General features: G+C 63.9%; 17 protein-coding genes. 6 read left to right on the top strand and 11 right to left on the bottom strand.

The genetic code is table 11. From position 1 onward, the window contains the following. Positions 1-55 precede the first annotated feature (55 nt). A complete protein-coding gene (locus LB541_RS12740; RefSeq protein ID WP_224618574.1) occupies positions 56-1,252 on the top strand; it encodes a DUF2865 domain-containing protein in 1,197 nt (398 codons plus the stop codon). On the opposite strand, the gene gltX is transcribed toward LB541_RS12740, so the two are convergent. Both gltX and LB541_RS12730 read right to left on the bottom strand, forming a co-directional pair. Continuing rightward, positions 1,170-2,543: a glutamate--tRNA ligase gene (gene gltX, locus LB541_RS12735; RefSeq protein ID WP_140525387.1), complete on the bottom strand. Its 1,374-nt coding sequence runs from the start codon at positions 2,541-2,543 to the stop codon at positions 1,170-1,172. The genes LB541_RS12740 and gltX overlap by 83 nt on opposite strands. A gap of 199 nt (positions 2,544-2,742) precedes the next feature. Then, a complete protein-coding gene (locus LB541_RS12730; RefSeq protein WP_224618572.1) occupies positions 2,743-4,548 on the bottom strand; it encodes an ABC transporter ATP-binding protein in 1,806 nt (601 codons plus the stop codon). Between LB541_RS12730 and LB541_RS12725 the strand changes: the two genes are divergently transcribed. After that, positions 4,445-4,897, top strand: a complete 453-nt coding sequence (locus tag LB541_RS12725) for a hypothetical protein (RefSeq protein ID WP_181169335.1) — start codon at positions 4,445-4,447, stop codon at positions 4,895-4,897. The two genes, LB541_RS12730 and LB541_RS12725, sit on opposite strands and share 104 nt — an antisense overlap. 27 nt (positions 4,898-4,924) lie before the next feature. On the opposite strand, the gene LB541_RS12720 is transcribed toward LB541_RS12725, so the two are convergent. The 3 genes from LB541_RS12720 to LB541_RS12710 form a co-directional block, all read right to left on the bottom strand. Further along, complete coding sequence (locus LB541_RS12720; RefSeq protein WP_140525389.1) at positions 4,925-5,338, bottom strand: GNAT family N-acetyltransferase; 414 nt, start codon at positions 5,336-5,338, stop codon at positions 4,925-4,927. A 48-nt stretch (positions 5,339-5,386) separates the two neighbouring features. After that, positions 5,387-7,063 carry an NAD+ synthase gene (locus LB541_RS12715; RefSeq protein ID WP_140515270.1) on the bottom strand — a complete coding sequence of 559 codons (1,677 nt, stop codon included), beginning with the start codon at positions 7,061-7,063 and terminating at the stop codon, positions 5,387-5,389. 62 nt (positions 7,064-7,125) lie between these two features. Then, positions 7,126-7,842, bottom strand: a complete 717-nt coding sequence (locus LB541_RS12710; RefSeq protein ID WP_140525391.1) for a DNA-3-methyladenine glycosylase I — start codon at positions 7,840-7,842, stop codon at positions 7,126-7,128. An 87-nt stretch (positions 7,843-7,929) separates the two neighbouring features. Between LB541_RS12710 and LB541_RS12705 the strand changes: the two genes are divergently transcribed. Together LB541_RS12705 and LB541_RS12700 are read left to right on the top strand one after the other, a co-directional pair. Beyond that, entirely contained in the window at positions 7,930-8,490 is a 561-nt protein-coding gene (locus tag LB541_RS12705; protein ID WP_140625066.1) for a DUF1003 domain-containing protein, read from the top strand. Beyond that, positions 8,487-9,074 (top strand): DedA family protein, encoded by a 588-nt coding sequence (locus LB541_RS12700; protein WP_140498949.1) that lies wholly within the window; start codon positions 8,487-8,489, stop codon positions 9,072-9,074. Before LB541_RS12705 ends, LB541_RS12700 begins: the two co-directional genes overlap by 4 nt. Positions 9,075-9,096: 22 nt before the next feature. On the opposite strand, the gene LB541_RS12695 is transcribed toward LB541_RS12700, so the two are convergent. Together LB541_RS12695 and LB541_RS12690 are read right to left on the bottom strand one after the other, a co-directional pair. Continuing rightward, a complete protein-coding gene (locus tag LB541_RS12695; protein WP_140557810.1) occupies positions 9,097-9,456 on the bottom strand; it encodes a diacylglycerol kinase in 360 nt (119 codons plus the stop codon). Positions 9,457-9,533: 77 nt separating this feature from the next. Beyond that, on the bottom strand, positions 9,534-9,953 hold the full coding sequence (locus LB541_RS12690; protein WP_224618569.1) for a GFA family protein: 420 nt from the start codon (positions 9,951-9,953) through the stop codon (positions 9,534-9,536). Positions 9,954-10,279: 326 nt separating this feature from the next. Between LB541_RS12690 and LB541_RS12685 the strand changes: the two genes are divergently transcribed. Beyond that, on the top strand, positions 10,280-11,350 hold the full coding sequence (locus LB541_RS12685) for a GGDEF domain-containing protein (RefSeq protein ID WP_140656395.1): 1,071 nt from the start codon (positions 10,280-10,282) through the stop codon (positions 11,348-11,350). A gap of 46 nt (positions 11,351-11,396) precedes the next feature. Here LB541_RS12685 and LB541_RS12680 read toward each other — a convergent pair whose 3' ends face one another. The 3 genes from LB541_RS12680 to LB541_RS12670 all read right to left on the bottom strand — a co-directional run bounded on the left by LB541_RS12680 (position 11,397) and on the right by LB541_RS12670 (position 16,702). Next, positions 11,397-12,770, bottom strand: coding sequence for a class II 3-deoxy-7-phosphoheptulonate synthase (locus tag LB541_RS12680; protein WP_140515265.1), 1,374 nt, complete (start codon positions 12,768-12,770; stop codon positions 11,397-11,399). A 135-nt stretch (positions 12,771-12,905) separates the two neighbouring features. Continuing rightward, positions 12,906-16,403 (bottom strand): transcription-repair coupling factor, encoded by a 3,498-nt coding sequence (gene mfd / locus LB541_RS12675; RefSeq protein ID WP_224618567.1) that lies wholly within the window; start codon positions 16,401-16,403, stop codon positions 12,906-12,908. Positions 16,404-16,414: 11 nt separating this feature from the next. After that, positions 16,415-16,702 carry a succinate dehydrogenase assembly factor 2 gene (locus LB541_RS12670; RefSeq protein ID WP_140498959.1) on the bottom strand — a complete coding sequence of 96 codons (288 nt, stop codon included), beginning with the start codon at positions 16,700-16,702 and terminating at the stop codon, positions 16,415-16,417. A gap of 92 nt (positions 16,703-16,794) precedes the next feature. Here LB541_RS12670 and recG point away from each other — a divergent pair, with 92 nt between their 5' ends. After that, a complete protein-coding gene (gene recG, locus LB541_RS12665) occupies positions 16,795-18,903 on the top strand; it encodes an ATP-dependent DNA helicase RecG (protein WP_140879621.1) in 2,109 nt (702 codons plus the stop codon). On the opposite strand, the gene LB541_RS12660 is transcribed toward recG, so the two are convergent. Beyond that, entirely contained in the window at positions 18,855-19,607 is a 753-nt protein-coding gene (locus LB541_RS12660; RefSeq protein ID WP_140557815.1) for a DUF502 domain-containing protein, read from the bottom strand. The genes recG and LB541_RS12660 overlap by 49 nt on opposite strands. Between the last annotated feature and the right edge of the window lie 25 nt (positions 19,608-19,632).

The following is a 19,632-nucleotide window of genomic DNA, read 5'->3' as shown; positions in this document are numbered from 1 at the left end:
CGGTTTAACCACGAGCACGTAGCGTGCGGCGAACAACCAAGCAGGGTTTCGGCGGATGATGGGCAAAGGGTGGAAGCAGGCGCATCTCGCCGTGCTGCTTGGCCTGCTGCTTTCGGGCGCCGCCGTCTCCGAGCCGCAGGCCGCCTCGCGTGTCTGCCGCCAGCTCGAGACCGATCTTGCCGCGACCTCGCGCGGCAGTGGCGGTCCGGCCCTGATCCGGAAATATGACGCCGCGATCGACCGGCAACGCGAGCAGATTTCAAAGGCGCGCGGCCAGTCCAGCAGCGCCGGCTGCGGCTTCTCTCTATTCAGCCGCAATGTCAGCCAATGCGCTGGGTTCAACGCCACCATCGAGCGCATGAACGCCAATCTCGATAGCTTGCAGGCCAAGCGCGCCCGCCTCGCCGGCGGCGGTTCGCGGCGCGATCGCGCACGCATCCTGGCCGCGCTCGACACCAATGGCTGCCGCGAGGACGCGGTGGCGCCCCGCCGCGAACTCTTGCGCGAAGCGAAACGGGAACAAGGCAACGGCAATCTGTTCGACCAGCTGTTCGGCGGCGACACACGCCGGCTCGATACGCTCGACCAGTCTGACGATCCCGACGAGGAGCGCAATATCCGCCGCGTGCCGGGCCGGTCCGGCATACCGGATTTTCCGGGCGTCGGCGGCGAGTTCCGTACCACCTGCGTGCGCACCTGCGACGGCTACTTCTTCCCGATGTCGAATGCCGCCTCGGTCGGCGATTTCGAGCGCGACCAGAAGAACTGCGAATCGAGCTGCCCCGGCACCGAGATCCAGGTCTTCTATTCGCGCGGCCTGGACGACGATTCAGCCGACATGACATCGTCGGTCACCGGCCGGCCGTACAGCGAGCTGCCCACGGCCTATCTTTACAAGCAACCCAATGTGTCGCGGCCGCCGGCCTGCGGCTGCAACGCCGCGCAGAACTTCCAGATCATCGGCGGCAATCCGCCAAGCCAGCAACAGTCGCGGCCGCGAACGGAGGGCGCCCCGTTCATTCCGGTGCCTGCCTCCAAACCCGATCCAGGTGCCGATCCCGAGACGCTGGCAAACGCCGCCGGCGGGCTGGACCGCGACACCATCAAGCGGCTTGCGGTCAAACCGGTCACATCGCCGGTCTCGGTGTTGCCGCCGGAACAGCGGAAGGTCAGGGTCGTCGGGCCAACGTTCCTTCCCGACCCATCAGCGGCAATAGATCTGCAAGCTCCGGTCCCGAAGTCAATCCGGTAAGGGCGAGCCTCAGCGGCATGAACAGCGCCTTGCCCTTGCGGCCGGTCGCTTCCCTGATCTTGGCCGTCCAGTCCTTCCAGACGGTCCCGTTCCAAGGCTCCTCGGGCAGCAGATCGATGGCCTGGTGAAGAAAATCTCGATCGGCGTCGGAAAATTCCGGCTTCTCCTGCGGCCCTTCGCGCAGGATGCGCCACCAGCCGACAGCATCGGCCAGCCTGTCGAGATTACCGCGCACAGCCAGCCAGAACGGTTCCGCCTGCTCGCCCGATATGCCGAGCACCACCAGCCGATTCTGCGCTTCGGAGAACGGCATTTGGTGCAGCAGCGTCCGGTTGAGCACGAAAAGCTCGTCCGGATCGAACTTTGCCGCCGACTTCGAGGTCGCAGCCGGGTCGAAACGGCTGGCGAGTTCGGCCAGGTCGTGCGCGGCGGCGACATTTTCCGACGTGCCGACCAGCACGGCCAGCGATGCGACCGCCATCGGCTCGATGCCGTCCTCGCGCAGGCTTTCGATGGAGAGTGCGCCGGTGCGCTTCGACAGCCCCTCGCCCGAAACGGTGGTCAGCAGGTTGTGGTGGCCGAATTCCGGCGGCTCGGCACCCAGCGCCCGGAACAGCGCGATCTGCACGCCGGTGTTGGTGACGTGGTCGTCGCCGCGGATGACATGGCTGACGCCCATCTCGATATCGTCGACGACGGATGGCAGCGTATAGAGATAGGTGCCGTCCTCGCGCACCAGCACCGGGTCCGACAGCGAGGCGAGATCGACGGTTTCCTGCCCGCGCACCAGGTCGTTCCAATGGATTTCGGTGCGCTCCGGCTGCTGCGGATCGCCGGTGAAATTGGGCAGCAGGAAGCGCCAGTGCGGCCGGCGGCCATCGGCCTGATATTCGGCGATCTGTTCCGACGTCAGCGTCAGCGCCTCGCGGCCATAGACCGGCGGCAGGCCGCGCGTACGGCGCACCTTGCGCCTGAGGTCGAGCTCCTCCGGCGTTTCATAGCAGGCATAGAGAACGCCCGCCGCCTTCAGCCGCTCGACCGCCGCGTCATAGATCTCGAAGCGACGCGACTGGTATTCGGTGGTGTCGGGAAAGATGCCAAGCCAATGCAGGTCGTAAAGGATGGCGTCGGAAAATTCCTGCTTCGAGCGCGCGACATCGGTGTCGTCGAAGCGCTGGATGAAGCGCCCCTTATGGTTCATGGCGAACAGCCAGTTGAACAGGGCGGTGCGCGCATTGCCGATATGGATGCGGCCTGTCGGCGAGGGGGCGAAACGAACGGTAACTGTCATGAGCGGGGCGTACCGGATGCTTTTGTGATTGACAAGACGCGCCCCCGTGCCGTGCCGCAGACATAGAACATGGCGCAAGCAATGAAAAGACTTGGCGGACGCGGCTCCGCCAGCAATCGCATGTCCCGCGCCGCCCGCCCGTCAGGCCGCCGGCGCCTGATGGGATGGCCTCCGGGCCAGAGCCGGAGGCCATCCCCGATCAGGTGACAAGTCCCTTGGTCAATTCGAGCGCCTGGCGCTCGAACAGGCGGCGGTAGATGCCGCCCGGCAGCCGGATCAGCGCGTCATGCGAGCCTTCCTCGGCGATCTTGCCGCGATCGAAGACCAACAGCCTGTCGAGCGCCCGCACCGTCGAAAGCCGGTGCGCGATGACCAGCGTGGTGCGGCCGACCATCAGCCGCTCCATCGCCTGCTGGATCAGCACCTCCGATTCTGAATCGAGGCTCGACGTCGCCTCGTCCAGGATCAGGATGCGCGCATCGGCGAGGAACGCGCGTGCGATCGCCACGCGCTGGCGCTCGCCGCCCGACAGCTTCACGCCGCGCTCGCCGACGAGCGTGCCGTAGCCCTTCGGCAGGTTGACGATGAAGTCATGCGCGCTCGCCAGCTTCGCGGCGTGCTCGATCTCGGCCTGCGTGGCGCCGGGCCGGGCATAGGCGATGTTTTCGGCCAGCGAGCGGTGGAACAGGATCGGCTCCTGCTGCACGATGGCGATCTGCGCACGCAGCGACGCCTGCGCCACCTCCGAAATGTCCTGGCCGTCGATCAGGATCCGGCCGGCGTTCACATCATAGAGCCTCTGGATCAGCTTGACGAAAGTCGTCTTGCCCGACCCGGAATGGCCGACCAGCCCGACCCGCTCGCCCGGCGCGATATCGACCGAGAAATCGCGATAGAGCGGCGAACGGTGACTGCCGTAGTGGAAGGTAACGTCGTCGAAGGCGATGCCCCCTTGCGTGATATGGATCGGCCCGGCGCCGGGCCGGTCCTCGATGCCAAGCGGTTCGGACTGGAAATCGACCAGTTCCTCCATGTCGTTGATCGAGCGCTGCAGGTTTCGGATATGCGTTCCGATATCCCTGAGATAGCCTTGCAGGACGAAGAAAGAAGTCAGCACGAAGGCGACGTCGCCGGCCGTTGCCTGTCCCCACGACCACAGCATCAGCGCCAACCCGATGACCGCCGCTCTCATCACCAGCAGCAGCGCCCCTTGCGTGGTTCCGTTGATGGTGCCGCGAACCCAGGTGCGCCGCGTGCGGGCACGCCATTTGGCGACGACCCTGGCAAGCCGGTTCTCCTCGCGCTCCTCGGCGCCAAACCCTTTGACCACGGCGTTGCAGCTCACCGCGTCGGCCAGCGAGCCGCCAAGGCGTGTGTCCCAGGTGTTGGCGAGCCTGGCCGCCGGCGCGACATAGCCCAGCGACAGCATCGCCGTGACGGCGATGAACAGCACCGAGCCGGCGGCGACAACCGCTCCCATCAGCGGCCAGAACCAGCCCAGCAGCAGCGTCGAGCCGACCAGCATGACGACCGACGGCAGCAGCGCGATCAGGATCGTGTCGTTGAGCAGGTCCAACGCCCACATGCCGCGCGTCACCTTGCGCACGGTCGATCCGGCGAAGCTGTTGGCGTGCCAGTCGGTGGAAAAGCGCTGGACACGATGGAAGGCGTCGGCGGCGATGTCGGCCATCATCTTCAGCGTCAGTTCGACGATACCCATGAAGGCCAGATTGCGCAGGACGACACCTGCCAGCGCCAACGCCATCAGCATGGAAAACGCGGTCATCGCGGCATTCCAGGCGATCTCGTCGGCGCCGGCGCTGCTGGCGACGGCATCGACCAGCCGGCCGGAATAGAGCGGCGTCAGCACATCGGCCAGCGTCGACAGCAGGAAACCAGCCATGATCAGCGAAAGCCGCCAGGGCTGGCGCCGCCAGTGGGTGAAAGTAAAGCCAAGAACGCTGCGAAAGGCGCTCGCGCGCAAATCGATTCGAAAACGAGCCATGATGTCATTCGGGCGCAAAAAGCCCGATCCCGGTAAGGTCGAAAATGAAAAAACCGCGCAAGGGGCTCAATGCCCGGGAATGCGGAGGTTCGGTTATGAATGGCCGCTTGCCCGAAGGCGGCGACCGGCATCGGCAAAGGCCTGTTCTCGATCCGGCTTCGTTCCGAGGGTGAAAACCCTGCGGCGCGCCGGTCGGGACCTAGGCTTCGCGGCCTCGCATAACGATGTCAAATCCTGGCATTCGGTCCTCCCTAAAGGGAATCGCGGAGAGGCCCTTATAGAGATGCCTCATCGCATCGCCAAGGCTGGCGGTCACCAAAAACGGCATCTGGTCCAAGCACTGGGATAAATTTGCAACAACGGCAATGGCGCTCGGTCAGCGGATCGGCTTACGATCGAGGCGCATGTACCGGCCATCGGTCGATGCCTTGAATCCCAGTCTTTCATAAACCCCATGCGCGTCGCTGGTCGATAGGCTCCAGTGCGAAACGGTGCGGAGCTCGGGGTGATCGATCAGTGCCTGCACCAGCCGCGAGCCGATGCCCTGCCCGCGATGCTGCGGCCAGACGATGATATCGGCCAGATAGGCGAACACCGTGCGGTCGGTGATCGCCCGGCCGAAGCCGACCTGTTTGCCTTCGACATAAGCGCCGACGCAGAGCGAATTCGCGAAGGCGCGGCGGTGGGTCTCGTCACTGCGCCCGCCGCCCCAATAGCTTGCCATCAACAGGTCGGATGTCGCCCTGAAGTCGATCCGTGACAGGTCGAAGCTGATTTCACACTCAGGCATCGCTACCCTCGCCTGCGGCATGACGCGAATTTTCGGCCGGAACGGTGTCTAGCCGCGATCCCTGAACCGGTTGGTGATGGGATAACGGCGGTCGCGGCCGAAATTCTTCCTGGTGATCTTCACGCCGGGCGCCGCCTGCCGGCGTTTGTATTCGGCGACGTAGAGCAGGTGCTCGATGCGCGTCACCGTCGCCCGGTCATGGCCGCGCGCGACGATGTCGTCGACGCCCATCTCGTTCTCGACCAGGCATTCGAGGATGTCGTCCAGCACCGGATAGGGCGGCAGCGAATCCTGATCGGTCTGGTTCTCGCGCAGTTCCGCCGACGGCGCCTTGTCGATGATGTTCTTCGGGATCACCTCGCCCGACGGTCCGAGCGCGCCCGGCGGCACGTGGCTGTTGCGCCAGCGCGACAGTGCATAGACCTGCATCTTGTACAGGTCCTTGATCGGATTGAAGCCCCCATTCATGTCGCCATAGAGCGTGGCATAGCCGACCGACATCTCGCTCTTGTTGCCTGTCGTAACCACCATCGAGCCGAATTTGTTGGAAATCGCCATCAGGATGGTGCCGCGCGCGCGGCTCTGCAAGTTCTCCTCGGTGATGCCTTCCTTGGTGCCTTCGAAAAGCTGCGTCAGCGCATGAAGGAAACCTTCGACCGGCTCGAAGATCGGCACGATGTCATAGCGGCAGCCGAGTGCGCGGGCACAGTCTTCAGCATCCTTGAGCGAATCCTTCGACGTATAGCGGTAAGGCATCATTACCGCGCGCAGCCGCTCCTCGCCCAGCGCATCGACGGCAAGGGCCGCGCAGATGGCCGAATCGATGCCGCCCGACAGGCCGAGCACGACGTTCTTGAAACCGTTCTTGTTGACGTAATCGCGCAAGCCCAGCATGCAGGCGCGGTAGTCGGCCTCCTCCCGTTCGGGGATCTTCGACATCGGTCCTTCCGAACAGACCCAGTTTTCGCCCCGTCTCCTCCAGGTGGTGATGTCGACCGCCTCCTCGAACTGGCTCATCTGGAAAGCGAGCCGCTTGTCGGCACCTATGGCAAACGACGCGCCGTCGAAGATCAGCTCGTCCTGGCCGCCGAGCTGGTTTGCGTAGATCATCGGCAGCCCGCATTCGATGACCTGGCGGATGACGACCTGGTGGCGCACATCGATCTTGGCGCGGTAATAGGGCGAGCCGTTCGGCACCAGCAGGATTTCCGCGCCGCTCTCGGCCAGCGTCTCGCAGACGCCGATGTCGCCCCAGATGTCCTCACAGATCGGGATTCCCAGACGCACGCCGCGGAAATTGACAGGCCCCTGGATCTCCGGTCCGGCCTGGAAGACGCGCTTCTCGTCGAACTCGCCATAATTCGGCAGATCGAGCTTATAGCGCTCGGCGATGATCTTGCCCCCATCGGCGAAGACGATCGAGTTGTGGGTTCCGGTCTTGCGCTTCAGCGGCGTGCCGATGATGACGCCGGGACCGCCATCGGCGGTGTCGGCGGCGATCTCCTGCGCGGCCCGCTCGCAGGCCTTCAGGAAGGCGGGCTTCAGCACCAGATCCTCAGGCGGATAGCCGGCGAGGAAAAGCTCGGTGTAGAGCACGAGATCGGCGCCTTGACGCGCGGCATCCGCCCTCGCCTCGCGGGCCTTGGCGAGATTGCCGGCGACGTCGCCGACTGTCGGATTGAGCTGGGCAACGGCGATGCGCAGTATGTCGGGCTTCTTGGTCATGCTGCTGACTTAGCGCAGCAAAATTCGCCCCGCAATGGCGTTTGCTTGGGCCAATTTCGACATCAGTCGTTGCCCATATAGTCGCGCAGCGCCTGCGGCGAATGGTTCTCCCCGATCGACATCGCCAGGATGCGCGAAATGTGCCGGCGCGGCAGGCCGGTATCCGCAACCCAACGGTTGACCTGGGCCTGGATCTTGTCGAGATCCTTCTTCGACGTCGGGCTTTCGGCGATATCGAGCCCGGCATCGCGAAGGGCGGCCGCCATGTCGGCCGAAATGACGAAGGCGTCCCAACCCAGCCAGCGCAGGAAATACTGGCCGGTATTGCCGCCGAGCCGGCTGCCATGCTTGCCGAGATAGGCCATCAGCCCGACCTGGTCGTCGGCGGGCCACTCGGCGAGGAATGTGCCGAAGCCGCCATGCTCTTTTGACACGCGCTCGACGAAGGCAGCGTTGTCGCGAACGGATTTGATCTTCTGCGGATTGCGCACGATGCGCTGGTCGGATGCCAGTTCATGCCAGAAATCGTCAGGCTGGAACAGCAACCGCTTCGGCTCGAAGCGCAGGAACGCCTCTTCGAATCCGGGCCATTTCTGCTCGATGACGCGCCAGACGAAACCGGCGGCGAAGACGCGCTCGGCCATCGTCGACAGGATACGGTCATCGCCGATGTCGGCCACGGCGGCGTTGTCGGGAATCGGCCCGAGCAGCGAGACCAGTTCCTCCTCGCCGCCCTTGCGCTTTGCGGCGCGAGCGCGAATTTTCTTGAAGTCGACCATAAGTCCCTCCGGTTCCCTCAATCTAGCACTTCCCGCGCGGCCCGGCAGCCTCTACCTCTATCGCCAGCCAAGCCCTTGGAGACGGCCATGAACAAGACAATCGACGATCTGGCGAACCGCTGGCTGAGACGAAAGCCAGACGGTCTCAGTGCCCTGGAGAACCGGGTGCTGCAGTCGACGCTCGAGCGCACCACGATCTCGAGGGACACCAACAAGGCCGTCGCCTTCCACCAGACCTTTGGCGACCGCCTTGCCGATAGCATCGCCCGCATCGGCGGTTCCTGGTCGTTCATCCTTGGCTTCATTGCCTTCCTGATCGTCTGGACATCAGCCAATGCCTGGCTTCTGGCGCGCGACGCCTTCGACCCCTACCCGTTCATCTTCCTCAATCTCGTCCTGTCCATGGTCGCGGCGCTGCAGGCGCCGGTGATCATGATGGCGCAGAACCGCCAGACCGAGCGCGACCGCATCGATGCCGCCCACGACTACGAGGTCAATCTGAAGGCCGAGATCGAGATCATGGCGCTGCATGAAAAGCTGGACGAAATGCGCCACGGCCAGATCATCGGCATGCGCGACGAGATCGTGCGGCTGGCCGAACTGGTCAAGCGGATCGACGAGAGGCTGTCGCAGCAATCGCCGTCATGAGCGACGCGATCCATCATTTCATCGAACAATACGGGCTGATCGCCGTTTTTCTGGGCTGTGTCGCCGAGGGCGAGAGTGCCGCCATACTCGGTGGCTTCTTCGCCCATCAGCATATCTTCGTCCTCTGGCAGACTGTCGTCGTGGCAGCGCTTGGGGCCTTCGCCGGCGACACCTGCTTCTTCATCCTGGGGAGAAGTTTCGCGGACCATCGCTATGTCGTCGGGTTGCGCAAGCGGCCCGGCTTCCGCCGCGCCTATCGTCTGCTCAACACCCATCCCAACATCTTCGTGCTGTCGAACCGCTACGTCTATGGCATGCGCCTGGTCGGTGGCATCGCGGCCGGCCTGTCGAACATCGCCGCACCCCGCTTCATCGTCTTGAACGCCATTTCCTCGGCAGTCTGGGCGGTGCTGTTCAGCACCATCGGCTATGTCTTCGGGTTGGGCGCCGAGCATTTCATCGGCCAGGCGCTGCTTCGCCATGAGCGGATATTGGTGGGCCTGGCTATCGGCCTGGCCGTGGCCGTACTCGCCTGGCTCATCGCCCGCCATTTCGCCCGAAAGGAACGCGCCAGGGAAAACTGACCGCCGGCCGGCGGTCGAAAGCTCAGATCGGCAGCCCGACGATACGCTCGATGATCGCGATGCCCCAGACGCCGGCGACGATCGCCACGGAGATCAGTACCGCCAGCGAACCGCAGTCCTTGGCCAGCTGGATGTCGACATTGAATTCGCGGCTAAAGGCATCGCAGGCCGCTTCGATGCCGGTGTTCAGCACCTCGACCATGATCAGGAGCAGCACCGCGCCGATCAGCAGCGCGTAGCCGCGCCACGACACCGAAACGAACCAGCCGATCGGAAGGGCAAGGGCGAGCAGCGCCAGCTCCTGCTGGAAAGCTTTTTCAGTTGCGGCCAGCTTGCGGAACGCCCGCAGCGAGTTGAAATAAGCGTCGATCAGCCGCTGCATGCCAAACCCCTTTGCGAATCACCGGCACGGGATAAAGCAATGGCCCGATCAATGGAATAAGCTGGCTCACCCAAAATTCATTCGTCGGCGACCTTCACCGATGGGGTCGACTTCTCGAATTGAGGCAGCGCGTCGTCGATCGAATAATAATCGCCCTTGTCACCCACGAATATGTGGCATTGGCCCTCGAGGCCTGTCGGTTCATCGAACGATCCCGCCAGAACCGAAACATAGGCGTTGTCCCGCGGTTTCCAGAAAAGCAGCGATCCGCATGTCTTGCAAAAACCGCGCCCGGCGAAGGCGGACGCCTCATACCAGCTGATGTTGTCGGCGCCGTCGATATCGATATTGGCGTCCGGGACATTGGTTGCGGCATAGAAATGTCCACTCTGCTTGCGACATTGCGAGCAATGGCAATAGATGACGCCGCGCAACGGCCCTCGCGTCCTGAAGCGAACCGCTCCGCAGAGACACGATCCCGTATGATTTTCACTCATCGCACCATCCCAAAAGAAATCGCTGCTGACAGGATCCCAGCTTTTCGGTGGCTGCGCGCAAGAAAATGCGACATGCATTTGGCGCGCTCGGGAATTGTTTGTTCACGGATGAAGGCGTGTAAAGCCGGAATCAGCGAAAAACAGGCCGGATTCAGCGGATTAAGGAAACTTTAGCGCTGCTGCATCTATGATCCTCGCAAGCGAAAGTCGTGAGTGGGGACGCGCCTTCTTCGCAAGATGGACTGGAATGGCCAGCGTTCCCCAGGTCGGCGACATTGGATGCCTGCGAATGCCGCAGCGTGTTCCCGGGGAAGAGTGAACAGAACATGCAGCCGGCAGCCGCCCAGAGCGAACGAAGCACCGATATTGCGAGCACTGTCCTCGCCACAATGCGCCAGCTCGGCGTGCTCGGCCTGCCACGCAACTACGAGATCTTCTACGAGGCCTTGAGCGGATCCAATCGCGAGCTCAGCCTTGCCGTCGTGTCGCTGAGCGGCCGACCGACACAGGACGACATCGACCAGATCGGACGCGCCTTCTTTGCCCAGAACCATGGCTCCGGCATCGTCGAGCATGCCAGGGAAGTCATCGCCAACGAACTCGAGGACATCGCTTCGCTGCTGAGGAGCGAGCGCAGCCACATCGAGAAATACGGCAGGATCCTCAACGAAACGTCGAGCGGACTCGGCAGAAACAGCCTGCTGTCGCCGGATGTTCTGCAAAAGATCGTCAACGCCATGGCGGTCGCCACCAATTCGACGATCGATCATGGCCGGCAAGTTGCCTCGACGCTCAGCGACAAGACCGCGGAACTGGAAAGCGTCAAGTCGAAGCTCGAGGAATACAAGCGCCTAGCCGACACCGACCCCCTGACGCAAATCTGGAACCGTCGCGCCTTCGACAAGGAAATCACCAGGATCTACAATAGCAACAAAGGCATCCTGTTCAATGCATTGATCCTCGCCGACATCGATCGGTTCAAGGACATCAACGACAGGTACGGCCATCCCGTCGGCGACAAGATCCTCCAGATCATCGCCGATATATTCCAGACCAGCATTCGCGCCGACATGTTCGTCGCCCGCACCGGCGGCGAGGAATTCGCGCTGATCGTCGAGGGCGCAAGCGAGGACGCCACCTACGAAATCGCCGAACGCATTCGCGCGCTGATCGAGCAGTCGCCTTTCACCAGCAGCCAGACCGGCATGAATTACGGCACCGTCACCGTCTCGATGGGCATCTGCATGGCATCCGAAGCCGAGGGCCCTGAAGACCTCTACAGCAAGGCAGACCGGGCGCTTTACCGCTCAAAGGTCAGCGGACGTAACCGCGTGACCAGGCATTCGACGATGGCGGGCCGCGCCGGCAAGAGCTGGCTGCTCTACAAGCAAGACTGATTTTTCGGCAGGAAGCGCTTTTCCTGTGAACTGCTTTGGACGGGGGTCAGCCGTTGGCGACCTGCTTGTGTTGCACCGGATGGCTTTTCTTGAGCAGGTCCGACACCAGGAACGCCAGTTCGATGGCCTGGTCGGCATTGAGGCGCGGGTCGCAATGGGTGTGATAGCGGTCCTGCAATTCCTCGGCGGTGATGGCGCGGGCACCGCCAGTGCATTCAGTCACGTTCTTGCCGGTCATCTCGACATGGATGCCGCCCGGATGCGTGCCTTCGGCGCGGTGCACCTCGAAGAACGTCTGCACCTCCTTCAGGATGCGGTCGAACGGCCGCGTCTTGTAGCCGGCCGCCTCGATCGTGTTGCCATGCATCGGGTCTGACGACCAGACGACGCTACGGCCTTCCTTCTGCACCGCCCGCACCAGCTTCGGCAGATGCTCGGCGACCTTGTCGGAACCGAAGCGCGCGATCAGCGTCAGCCTGCCTGGCTCGTTCTCGGGGTTGAGCAGGTCGATCAGTTCCAGCAAGCCGTCCGGCGTCAGCGACGGGCCGCATTTCAGGCCGAGCGGGTTCTTGATGCCGCGGCAATATTCGACATGCGCATGGTCGGGCTGGCGGGTGCGGTCACCGATCCAGATCATGTGGCCAGACGTCGCGTACCAGTCGCCGGAGGTCGAATCGACACGCGTCAGCGCTTCCTCATAGCCGAGCAGCAGCGCCTCGTGGCTGGTATAGAAATCAGTCTCGCGCAGCGCGAAATTGGTTTCGGAGGTGATGCCGACCGCGCGCATGAAATCCATCGTCTCGGTGATGCGGTTGGCAAGCGACTCGTATTTTTCGGCCTGCGGGCTGTCGGAGACGAAGCCGAGCATCCAGCGATGCACATTCTCCAGGCTGGCGTAGCCGCCCTGCGCGAAGGCGCGCAAAAGATTGAGCGTTGCCGCCGACTGACGGTACGCCATTTCCTGGCGGGCAGGATCGGGAATGCGCGACTTGAGGTCGAATTCGATGCCATTGATGATGTCGCCGCGATAGCTCGGCAGCGTCACCTCGCCCTTGGTCTCGTTGTCGGACGAGCGTGGCTTGGCGAACTGGCCCGCAACGCGGCCGATCTTCACCACCGGCTGCGCACCGGCGAAGGTCAGCACCACCGACATTTGCAGGAAGACGCGGAAGAAGTCGCGGATGTTGTCCGCGCCATGTTCGGCAAAGCTCTCGGCGCAGTCGCCGCCCTGGAGCAGGAACGCCTCGCCGGCAGCGACGCTGGCCAGTTGCTTCTTCAGCTTGCGCGCCTCGCCGGCAAAAACCAGCGGCGGAAAGGTGGCGAGCTGGGCCTCCGTGTTCTTCAGCGCGGCAAGGTCCGGATAAGCAGGGACCTGCTTGATCGGCTTTGCCCTCCACGAATTCGGCGACCATTTCGTCATCGCTGCACCCAACGCTCTTTCCGGCAAGCACCTCGCCCGCCATTTCCAGCCCCCATGTGGGGTGGCGGCTCCATACACGAAGCCGATTTCCTATTCTAGACCGGAATTTCAGCGCTGGCGAATGGGCCGGGCTGGCTACGCCGCCTTCTCTACCAGCCGCGCCAGTTGCGTCATGACGACAGCCGAGCCCGCCAAACGCTTTTCCGCCGTTGGCCAGTCGCGGGTGAAGACGACGCTTTGGTCCGGCCGGATCTTTGCCAGCGAGCCTTGCTCGCCGATAAATTTGACCAGTCCGACCGGGTTGGAAAACTCGCGCTTGCGGAAATGGATGACCACGCCCTTCGGCCCGGCATCGAGCTTCTCGACATTGGCCTTGCGGCAGAGGGCTTTGATGAAGACGATCTTGAGCAGATGCTTCACCTCCTCCGGCAGCGGGCCGAAACGGTCGATCAGCTCGGCGCCGAAAGCATCGATTTCCTCGGTGCTCTCGAGGTCGCCGAGGCGCCGATAGAGCGCCAGCCTGAGCTGCAGGTCCGGCACATAGCTCTCCGGGATCATCACCGCCGTGCCGACGGCGATCTGCGGCGACCAGCCGCCATCCAGCACCTCGCCGGAATCCTTCACCTCCGCGACCGCCTCCTCCAGCATCTGCTGGTAGAGCTCGAAGCCGACTTCCTTGATGTGGCCGGACTGCTCTTCGCCGAGCAGATTGCCTGCGCCTCTGATATCGAGATCGTGGCTGGCGAGCTGGAAGCCGGCGCCCAGCGTGTCGAGCGACTGCAGCACTTTCAGTCGACGTTCGGCGGTGTCGGTCAGCTTGCGGTTGGCCGGCAGTGTGAACAGTGCGTAGGCGCGCACCTTCGAGCGCCCGACACGGCCGCGCAACTGATAGAGCTGTGACAGGCCGAACATGTCGGCGCGATGGACGATCAGCGTGTTGGCGGTCGGGATGTCGAGGCCGGATTCGACGATGGTGGTCGACAAGAGAACGTCGTACTGGCCGTCGTAGAAGGCGTTCATGATGTCGTCGAGTTCGCCCGGCGGCATCTGGCCATGGGCCACCGCCACCTTCAGTTCCGGCACGGATTGGTTCAGGAAATCATGGATTTCCGCCAGATCGCTGATGCGCGGCACGACATAGAAGGAATGGCCGCCGCGATAACGCTCGCGCAACAACGTCTCGCGAATGACCAGCGGATCGAAGGGCGAGATGAAGGTGCGCACCGCCATGCGGTCGACCGGCGGCGTGGCGATCAGCGACAGTTCGCGCACGCCGGTCAATGCCAGTTGCAGCGTGCGCGGGATAGGCGTCGCCGACAGCGTCAGCACGTGGACGTCGGTCTTCAGGTCCTTCAGCCGTTCCTTGTGCTTGACGCCAAAATGCTGCTCTTCATCGATGATCAGTAGGCCGAGATTCTTGAACGAGATCGCGCTGCCGAGCAGCGCGTGGGTGCCGACCACGATATCCACCGTCCCTTCGGCAATGCCCTTCTTGGTCTCTGCCAGATCCTTTGCGCCGACCAGCCGCGATGCCTGGGCGACGCGGATCGGCAGGCCGGAAAAGCGCTGCGAGAACGTCTTGAAATGCTGGCGGGACAACAGGGTTGTCGGCACGACGACCGCCACCTGGAACCCTTCCATCGCCGCGATGAAGGCGGCGCGCAGCGCCACCTCGGTCTTGCCGAAACCGACATCGCCGCAGATCAGCCGGTCCATCGGCTTGCCGGTCGCCAGATCGTCCCTGACGGAATCGATCGCCGTCTGCTGGTCATCGGTCTCCTCATAGGGGAAGCGCGCGGCGAACTCGCCGTAGAGGCCTTCCGCCGGCACCAGCGGAGGTGCAGCGCGCATCTGCCGTTCGGCGGCGATGCGGATCAACTGCCCGGCCATGTCCAGCAGGCGTTTCTTCAGCCGCGCCTTGCGCGATTGCCAGGCGCCGCCGCCGAGTTTGTCGAGCGTCGCCTCGGCCGTGTCAGAGCCGTAGCGCGACAGGAGCTCGATGTTTTCCACCGGCAGGAACAGTCGGTCGTCGCCGGCATAGTGGATTTCCAGGCAATCATGCGGCGCCCCGACGGCTTCGATTGTGCGCAGGCCGATGAAGCGGCCGATGCCGTGGTCGGCATGGACGACGATGTCGCCAGCCGACAGGGCCGAGGCTTCGGCAATGAAGTCGGACGCGCGCTTCTTGCGCTTGGAGCGCCGGATCAGCCGGTCGCCCAAAATGTCCTGCTCGGCGACGACGACCAGTCTTTCGGTCTCGAAACCGGATTCCAGCGGCAGCACCGCCAACGCCGCTTGCCCCGGCTCGAGTTTCTCCGCCTCCGCCAAGGTCGCCACCGGCGCAAGATTGCCCAGACGATGTTCAGTGAGAATCTGGCCGAGCCGGTCGAGCGAGCCCTCCGTCCAGCCGGCGACGATGACACGGCGGCGTGCCGCGCGTTCGTCGGCGATGTGCTTTACCGCCACGTCGAAGACATTGACGTTGGGGTCGGCGCGCTCTTCCGCGAAGCTGCGGCCATGGCGCGAGCCGGCGTGGAAGACCTTTCTCGCTCCCGCATCCGGTGCGTCGAAGGCGGTGAAGTCGATCGCTTCGCGCGGTCCGAGAGAAGCGACGAGATTTTCCGGCGAGAGGTAAAGCAGGTCCGGCGCCACCGGCTTGTAGGGCACCGCGTCCTTCAGCGCACCTTCGGCCTGCTTTTTGCGCGCCTCGTAGTGATCGAGGATCAGCGTGTGGCGTTCGGCAAGCGCTTCATGCGCCAGATGGTCGAAAACGACAGGCGTGTCCGGCAGATAGTCGAACACGGTCTCCAACCGCTCGTAGAAGAACGGCAGCCAATGTTCCATGCCCGCGAAGCGCCGGCCTTCGCTGACCGCGGCGTAAAGCCCATCGTCCCGCGACGGCGCGCCGAACGCTTCGATATAGGCGCGGCGGAAGCGGCTGATCGTCTCCGGCGTCAGCGCCACCTCGCTCATCGCCTGCAGCGCCATGGACTTGCGCTGCCCGGTGGTGCGCTGCGTGGCCACGTCGAAGACGCGGATCGATTCCAGCGTATCGCCGAAGAAATCCAGCCTCAGCGCCTCGGCCCAGCCGGGTGCGAAAAGGTCGAGGATGCCGCCGCGCACGGCGAACTCGCCGATGCCGCGCACCGTCGGCACCCGCTCGAAGCCCGATGTCTCCAGCCGCGACACCAGCGCGTTCATATCGATCTGGTTGCCAGGTTTGGCGTGGAAGGTCTGCGCCTCGATGAGATCCGCGGGCGGAATGCGCTGGAGCAGCGCATTGGCGGTGGTGAGAATGACGGCGCGATGCGGCTTCCTCGCCAGCGCGATCATGGCGGCGAGCGCGTCGAGCCGCCGGGCGGCCGCATCCGAGCCGGGCGAGACGCGGTCATAGGGCAGGCAGTCCCAGGCGGGCAGTTCCAGCACGGGCAGGCCGGGAGCGGCAAAGGCCAGCGCCTCTGTGATTGCCGGCAGGCGCTGCCCGTCGCGCGCCACGAACAGCACCGGCTTGTCGGGCGCGATCTCGCGCGCCGCCTGCACCAGCGCGAAGGCTTCATAGCCGTCGGCGACGCCGTCGACGATGAACTGGCCGGCACGGCCTTTCGGCAAGCCGATGGTGGGAATGAGGCTCATGGAAGCGTTCTTCAAAAGGTCATTGTCCGGCGTGAAGCCATGATTTTTTGCAGGACCGCACAATCAATTTCGGCGGGAACAGGACGTTCGCCGGTGATCAAGGGCAGGAACTCGGTGTCGGGAATATCGAGGAGCTTTTCATATTGGTCGATTTCATCGCCGGTCAAGGCGCCGATCTCAGCATCGGCGAAGGTGCCAAGGATAAGGTCCATCTCGCGCATGCCGCGGTGCCAGGAGCGAAACAAGAGCTTGCGGCGGCGGGCGTCGAGCCCCTCGCTTGATCGTTTCGTTCCCGTCATTGTGCCGCATCCTCGCTTGCTGCGGCGCATATAGCGTGGATAGAAGGGGCTGTCAGCCTTGCGCTGCAGCCGTCGCGACATAAGCTGACATCATGCGTCCTTCCATCCTTGACCCGCTTTTCGTCCCGATCACGTCGCTCGCCGGTGTCGGGCCGAAGGTCGGCGCGCTGATCGAAAAAGTCGTCGCGGCCGATCTCGGCGACCGAGCGGCGCGCGCCGGCGATCTTCTGTTCGTGCTGCCGCATACCGTCATCGACCGCCGCAACCGGCCGGGCATTGCCGGCTCGGCCGAAGGCGCCATCGTCACGCTCGACCTGCGCATCGACCGCCACCAGCCGCCGCCGCGCGGCAACAGGTCGGTGCCTTACCGGGTCTACGCCCATGACGATACCGGCGAAGTGGCGCTGACCTTCTTCCACGCCCATGCTGCCTATCTGGAAAAATCGATGCCTGTGGGCGAGCATGTCGTGGTCTCCGGACGCATGGAATGGTTCAACGGGCGCCCGACCATGGTCCACCCGGATCATATCGCCTTGGCCGGCGACGCCGAAAACCTGCCGCTGGTCGAGCCGGTCTATCCGCTCACGGCGGGGCTGTCCGCCAAGGTGCTGCGCCGCGCCATCGGCCAGGCGCTCGGCCGTCTGCCGGAACTGCCTGAGTGGCAGGATGGTGCTTTCATGCGCCGCCAGAGTTTCCCGTCTTTCGGTGACGCGCTGGCCCGCATCCATCATCCCGCGGACCCGATCGATGTCGCCATCGAAGGCGCCGCATGGCGGCGCCTCGCCTATGACGAGTTGCTGGCGGGCCAGGTGTCGCTCGCCCTGGTCCGGTCGAGGGTCCGCAGGCTGTCCGGCCGGCCGCTCACCGGCGACAGCCGGATCGTCGACAAGCTGCGCGCGGCCCTGCCCTACACATTGACCGCGTCCCAGGAATTCGCGCTCGCCGAAATCAATGCAGACCTCGCCGACCCCGAGCGCATGCTGCGCCTCCTGCAAGGCGACGTCGGCTCCGGCAAGACGGTCGTTGCGCTCCTGGCCATGGCGCGTGCCGTCGAGGCTGGCGGCCAGGCTGCCCTAATGGCGCCGACAGAGATCCTGGCGCGCCAGCACGTGGCGACGATCGCCCCTTTGGCGGAACGGGCAGGCATGCGCACGGCCATCCTCACCGGTCGCGAAAAGGGCCGCGAACGCACCGAAACGCTGGCGGGACTGGCCAGCGGCGAGATCGACATCGTCATCGGCACCCACGCGCTGTTCCAGGAAACGGTGGCGTTCCACGACCTCGTCCTTGCCGTCGTGGACGAGCAGCATCGCTTCGGCGTTCACCAGCGGCTTGCCATCACCGCCAAGGGCGACGCGCCAGACATGCTGGTGATGACAGCAACCCCCATTCCGCGCACGCTGGTGCTGACCGCCTTCGGCGACATGGACGTCTCCAAGCTGACGGAAAAGCCGGCCGGCCGGCAGCCGATCCGCACCGTCACGCTGCCGCTTGAGCGGCTGGACGAACTCGTCGATCGCATGGTGGAAGCGGTGGCCGGCGGCCAGAAAATCTACTGGATATGCCCGCTTGTGGAAGAATCCGAAGAGATAAAGCTGATGTCGGCCGAGGACCGCTTTGCTTCCCTGAAGCCGCTGTTCGGCGACCGGATCGGCCTCGTCCACGGCCGCATGAAGGGCGCCGAGAAGGACGAAGCGATGCGCGCCTTCAAGCAGGGCGAGACACGTATCCTGATTGCCACAACCGTCATCGAGGTCGGCGTCGACGTGCCGGACGCGACCATCATGGTCGTCGAACACGCCGAACGTTTCGGCCTCGCCCAGCTGCACCAGTTGCGCGGCCGCGTCGGGCGCGGCGACAAGCCTTCGTCCTGTGTATTGCTCTACAAGGATCCGCTCGGCGAAACGGCCAAGCGGCGCCTGTCGGTGATGCGCGAGACCGAGGATGGCTTCGTGATCGCCGAGGAGGACCTGAAGCTGCGCGGCGAAGGCGAATTGCTTGGCACCCGTCAGTCCGGCACGCCGGGCTTCCAGGTCGCGCGCATCGAGGCGCATGCGGACCTGCTCGAAGCGGCCCGCGATGACGCAAGACTGATCCTGTCGCGTGATCCGGACCTGCAGACCGAGCGCGGCGAAGCGCTGCGCCTGCTGCTCTACTTGTTCGGCCGCGACGAGGCGGTGCGGCTCCTGCGGGCGGGATAAGGCCCGAGCGGCGGATTGGCCAGGGTGCCCGTGATCGGCTCGCCATTCAGCATCACCAGCTTCGTTTTCACCTCCGGCGCCACCAGCCCGGCCGAGACGATCAGCTTGGCGCCATCCTCGATCGTCATGTCGAGCAGCACGATGTCCGATTTCGGCACATACATCAGGAAGCCCGTCGTCGGATTGGGCGTACAAGGCATGAAGACAGCGGTCAGCGGATCGCCTTCCTGGTCAAGCTTCTGGTTGATCTCGGTTTCCTTCTCGCTGGCCACGAACACCAGCGACCACACCCCCTTGCGCGGATATTCGACCAAGCCGACCTGGCGGAACATGTCACCTTTGTTCGACAGCACGGTTTCGAAAATCTGCTTCAGCGAGCGATAGATGCCCCGCACCAGCGGCATTCGGCCAAGCAGGCGCTCGCCGAAATTGACGATGGCGCGGCCGACGATATTGGCGGTCATGAACCCGATCAGCGTGATCAGGACAAGCGCCACGATCAGCCCGAACCCCGGAACCGGGAACGGCAGATAGGTATCGGGACTGTAGCGTGCCGGAATATAGGGTTTGACCCATGAATCCACCCAACCGATGAAGGACCACGCGATATAGGCGGTGATCGCCAGCGGCGCGCAGACGACGAAGCCTGTGAGGAAATAGTTCCTCAGCCGGGTCATGCCGGAGGTCTTGAGAGCATCTGACATGGTTCACCGGGGCGCGAGTTGCAGC

Source organism: Mesorhizobium sp. BR1-1-15 (assembly GCF_020165475.1).
Lineage (GTDB): Bacteria > Pseudomonadota > Alphaproteobacteria > Rhizobiales > Rhizobiaceae > Mesorhizobium.
The sequence above is the reverse complement of the archived record's forward strand: the minus strand, read 5'-3'. Positions and strand labels throughout refer to the sequence as shown.

What these genes read in the sequence shown, in the direction of transcription:
- LB541_RS12740 (WP_224618574.1), top strand. Translation starts at nt 56, where the DNA reads ATGATGGGCAAAGGGTGGAAGCAGGCGCATCTCGCCGTGCTGCTTGGC.
- gltX (WP_140525387.1), bottom strand. Translation starts at nt 2,543, where the DNA reads ATGACAGTTACCGTTCGTTTCGCCCCCTCGCCGACAGGCCGCATCCAT.
- LB541_RS12725 (WP_181169335.1), top strand. Translation starts at nt 4,445, where the DNA reads ATGATCAGCGAAAGCCGCCAGGGCTGGCGCCGCCAGTGGGTGAAAGTA.
- LB541_RS12730 (WP_224618572.1), bottom strand. Translation starts at nt 4,548, where the DNA reads ATGGCTCGTTTTCGAATCGATTTGCGCGCGAGCGCCTTTCGCAGCGTT.
- LB541_RS12720 (WP_140525389.1), bottom strand. Translation starts at nt 5,338, where the DNA reads ATGCCTGAGTGTGAAATCAGCTTCGACCTGTCACGGATCGACTTCAGG.
- LB541_RS12715 (WP_140515270.1), bottom strand. Translation starts at nt 7,063, where the DNA reads ATGACCAAGAAGCCCGACATACTGCGCATCGCCGTTGCCCAGCTCAAT.
- LB541_RS12710 (WP_140525391.1), bottom strand. Translation starts at nt 7,842, where the DNA reads ATGGTCGACTTCAAGAAAATTCGCGCTCGCGCCGCAAAGCGCAAGGGC.
- LB541_RS12705 (WP_140625066.1), top strand. Translation starts at nt 7,930, where the DNA reads ATGAACAAGACAATCGACGATCTGGCGAACCGCTGGCTGAGACGAAAG.
- LB541_RS12700 (WP_140498949.1), top strand. Translation starts at nt 8,487, where the DNA reads ATGAGCGACGCGATCCATCATTTCATCGAACAATACGGGCTGATCGCC.
- LB541_RS12695 (WP_140557810.1), bottom strand. Translation starts at nt 9,456, where the DNA reads ATGCAGCGGCTGATCGACGCTTATTTCAACTCGCTGCGGGCGTTCCGC.
- LB541_RS12690 (WP_224618569.1), bottom strand. Translation starts at nt 9,953, where the DNA reads ATGAGTGAAAATCATACGGGATCGTGTCTCTGCGGAGCGGTTCGCTTC.
- LB541_RS12685 (WP_140656395.1), top strand. Translation starts at nt 10,280, where the DNA reads ATGCAGCCGGCAGCCGCCCAGAGCGAACGAAGCACCGATATTGCGAGC.
- LB541_RS12680 (WP_140515265.1), bottom strand. Translation starts at nt 12,770, where the DNA reads ATGACGAAATGGTCGCCGAATTCGTGGAGGGCAAAGCCGATCAAGCAG.
- mfd (WP_224618567.1), bottom strand. Translation starts at nt 16,403, where the DNA reads ATGAGCCTCATTCCCACCATCGGCTTGCCGAAAGGCCGTGCCGGCCAG.
- LB541_RS12670 (WP_140498959.1), bottom strand. Translation starts at nt 16,702, where the DNA reads ATGACGGGAACGAAACGATCAAGCGAGGGGCTCGACGCCCGCCGCCGC.
- recG (WP_140879621.1), top strand. Translation starts at nt 16,795, where the DNA reads ATGCGTCCTTCCATCCTTGACCCGCTTTTCGTCCCGATCACGTCGCTC.
- LB541_RS12660 (WP_140557815.1), bottom strand. Translation starts at nt 19,607, where the DNA reads ATGTCAGATGCTCTCAAGACCTCCGGCATGACCCGGCTGAGGAACTAT.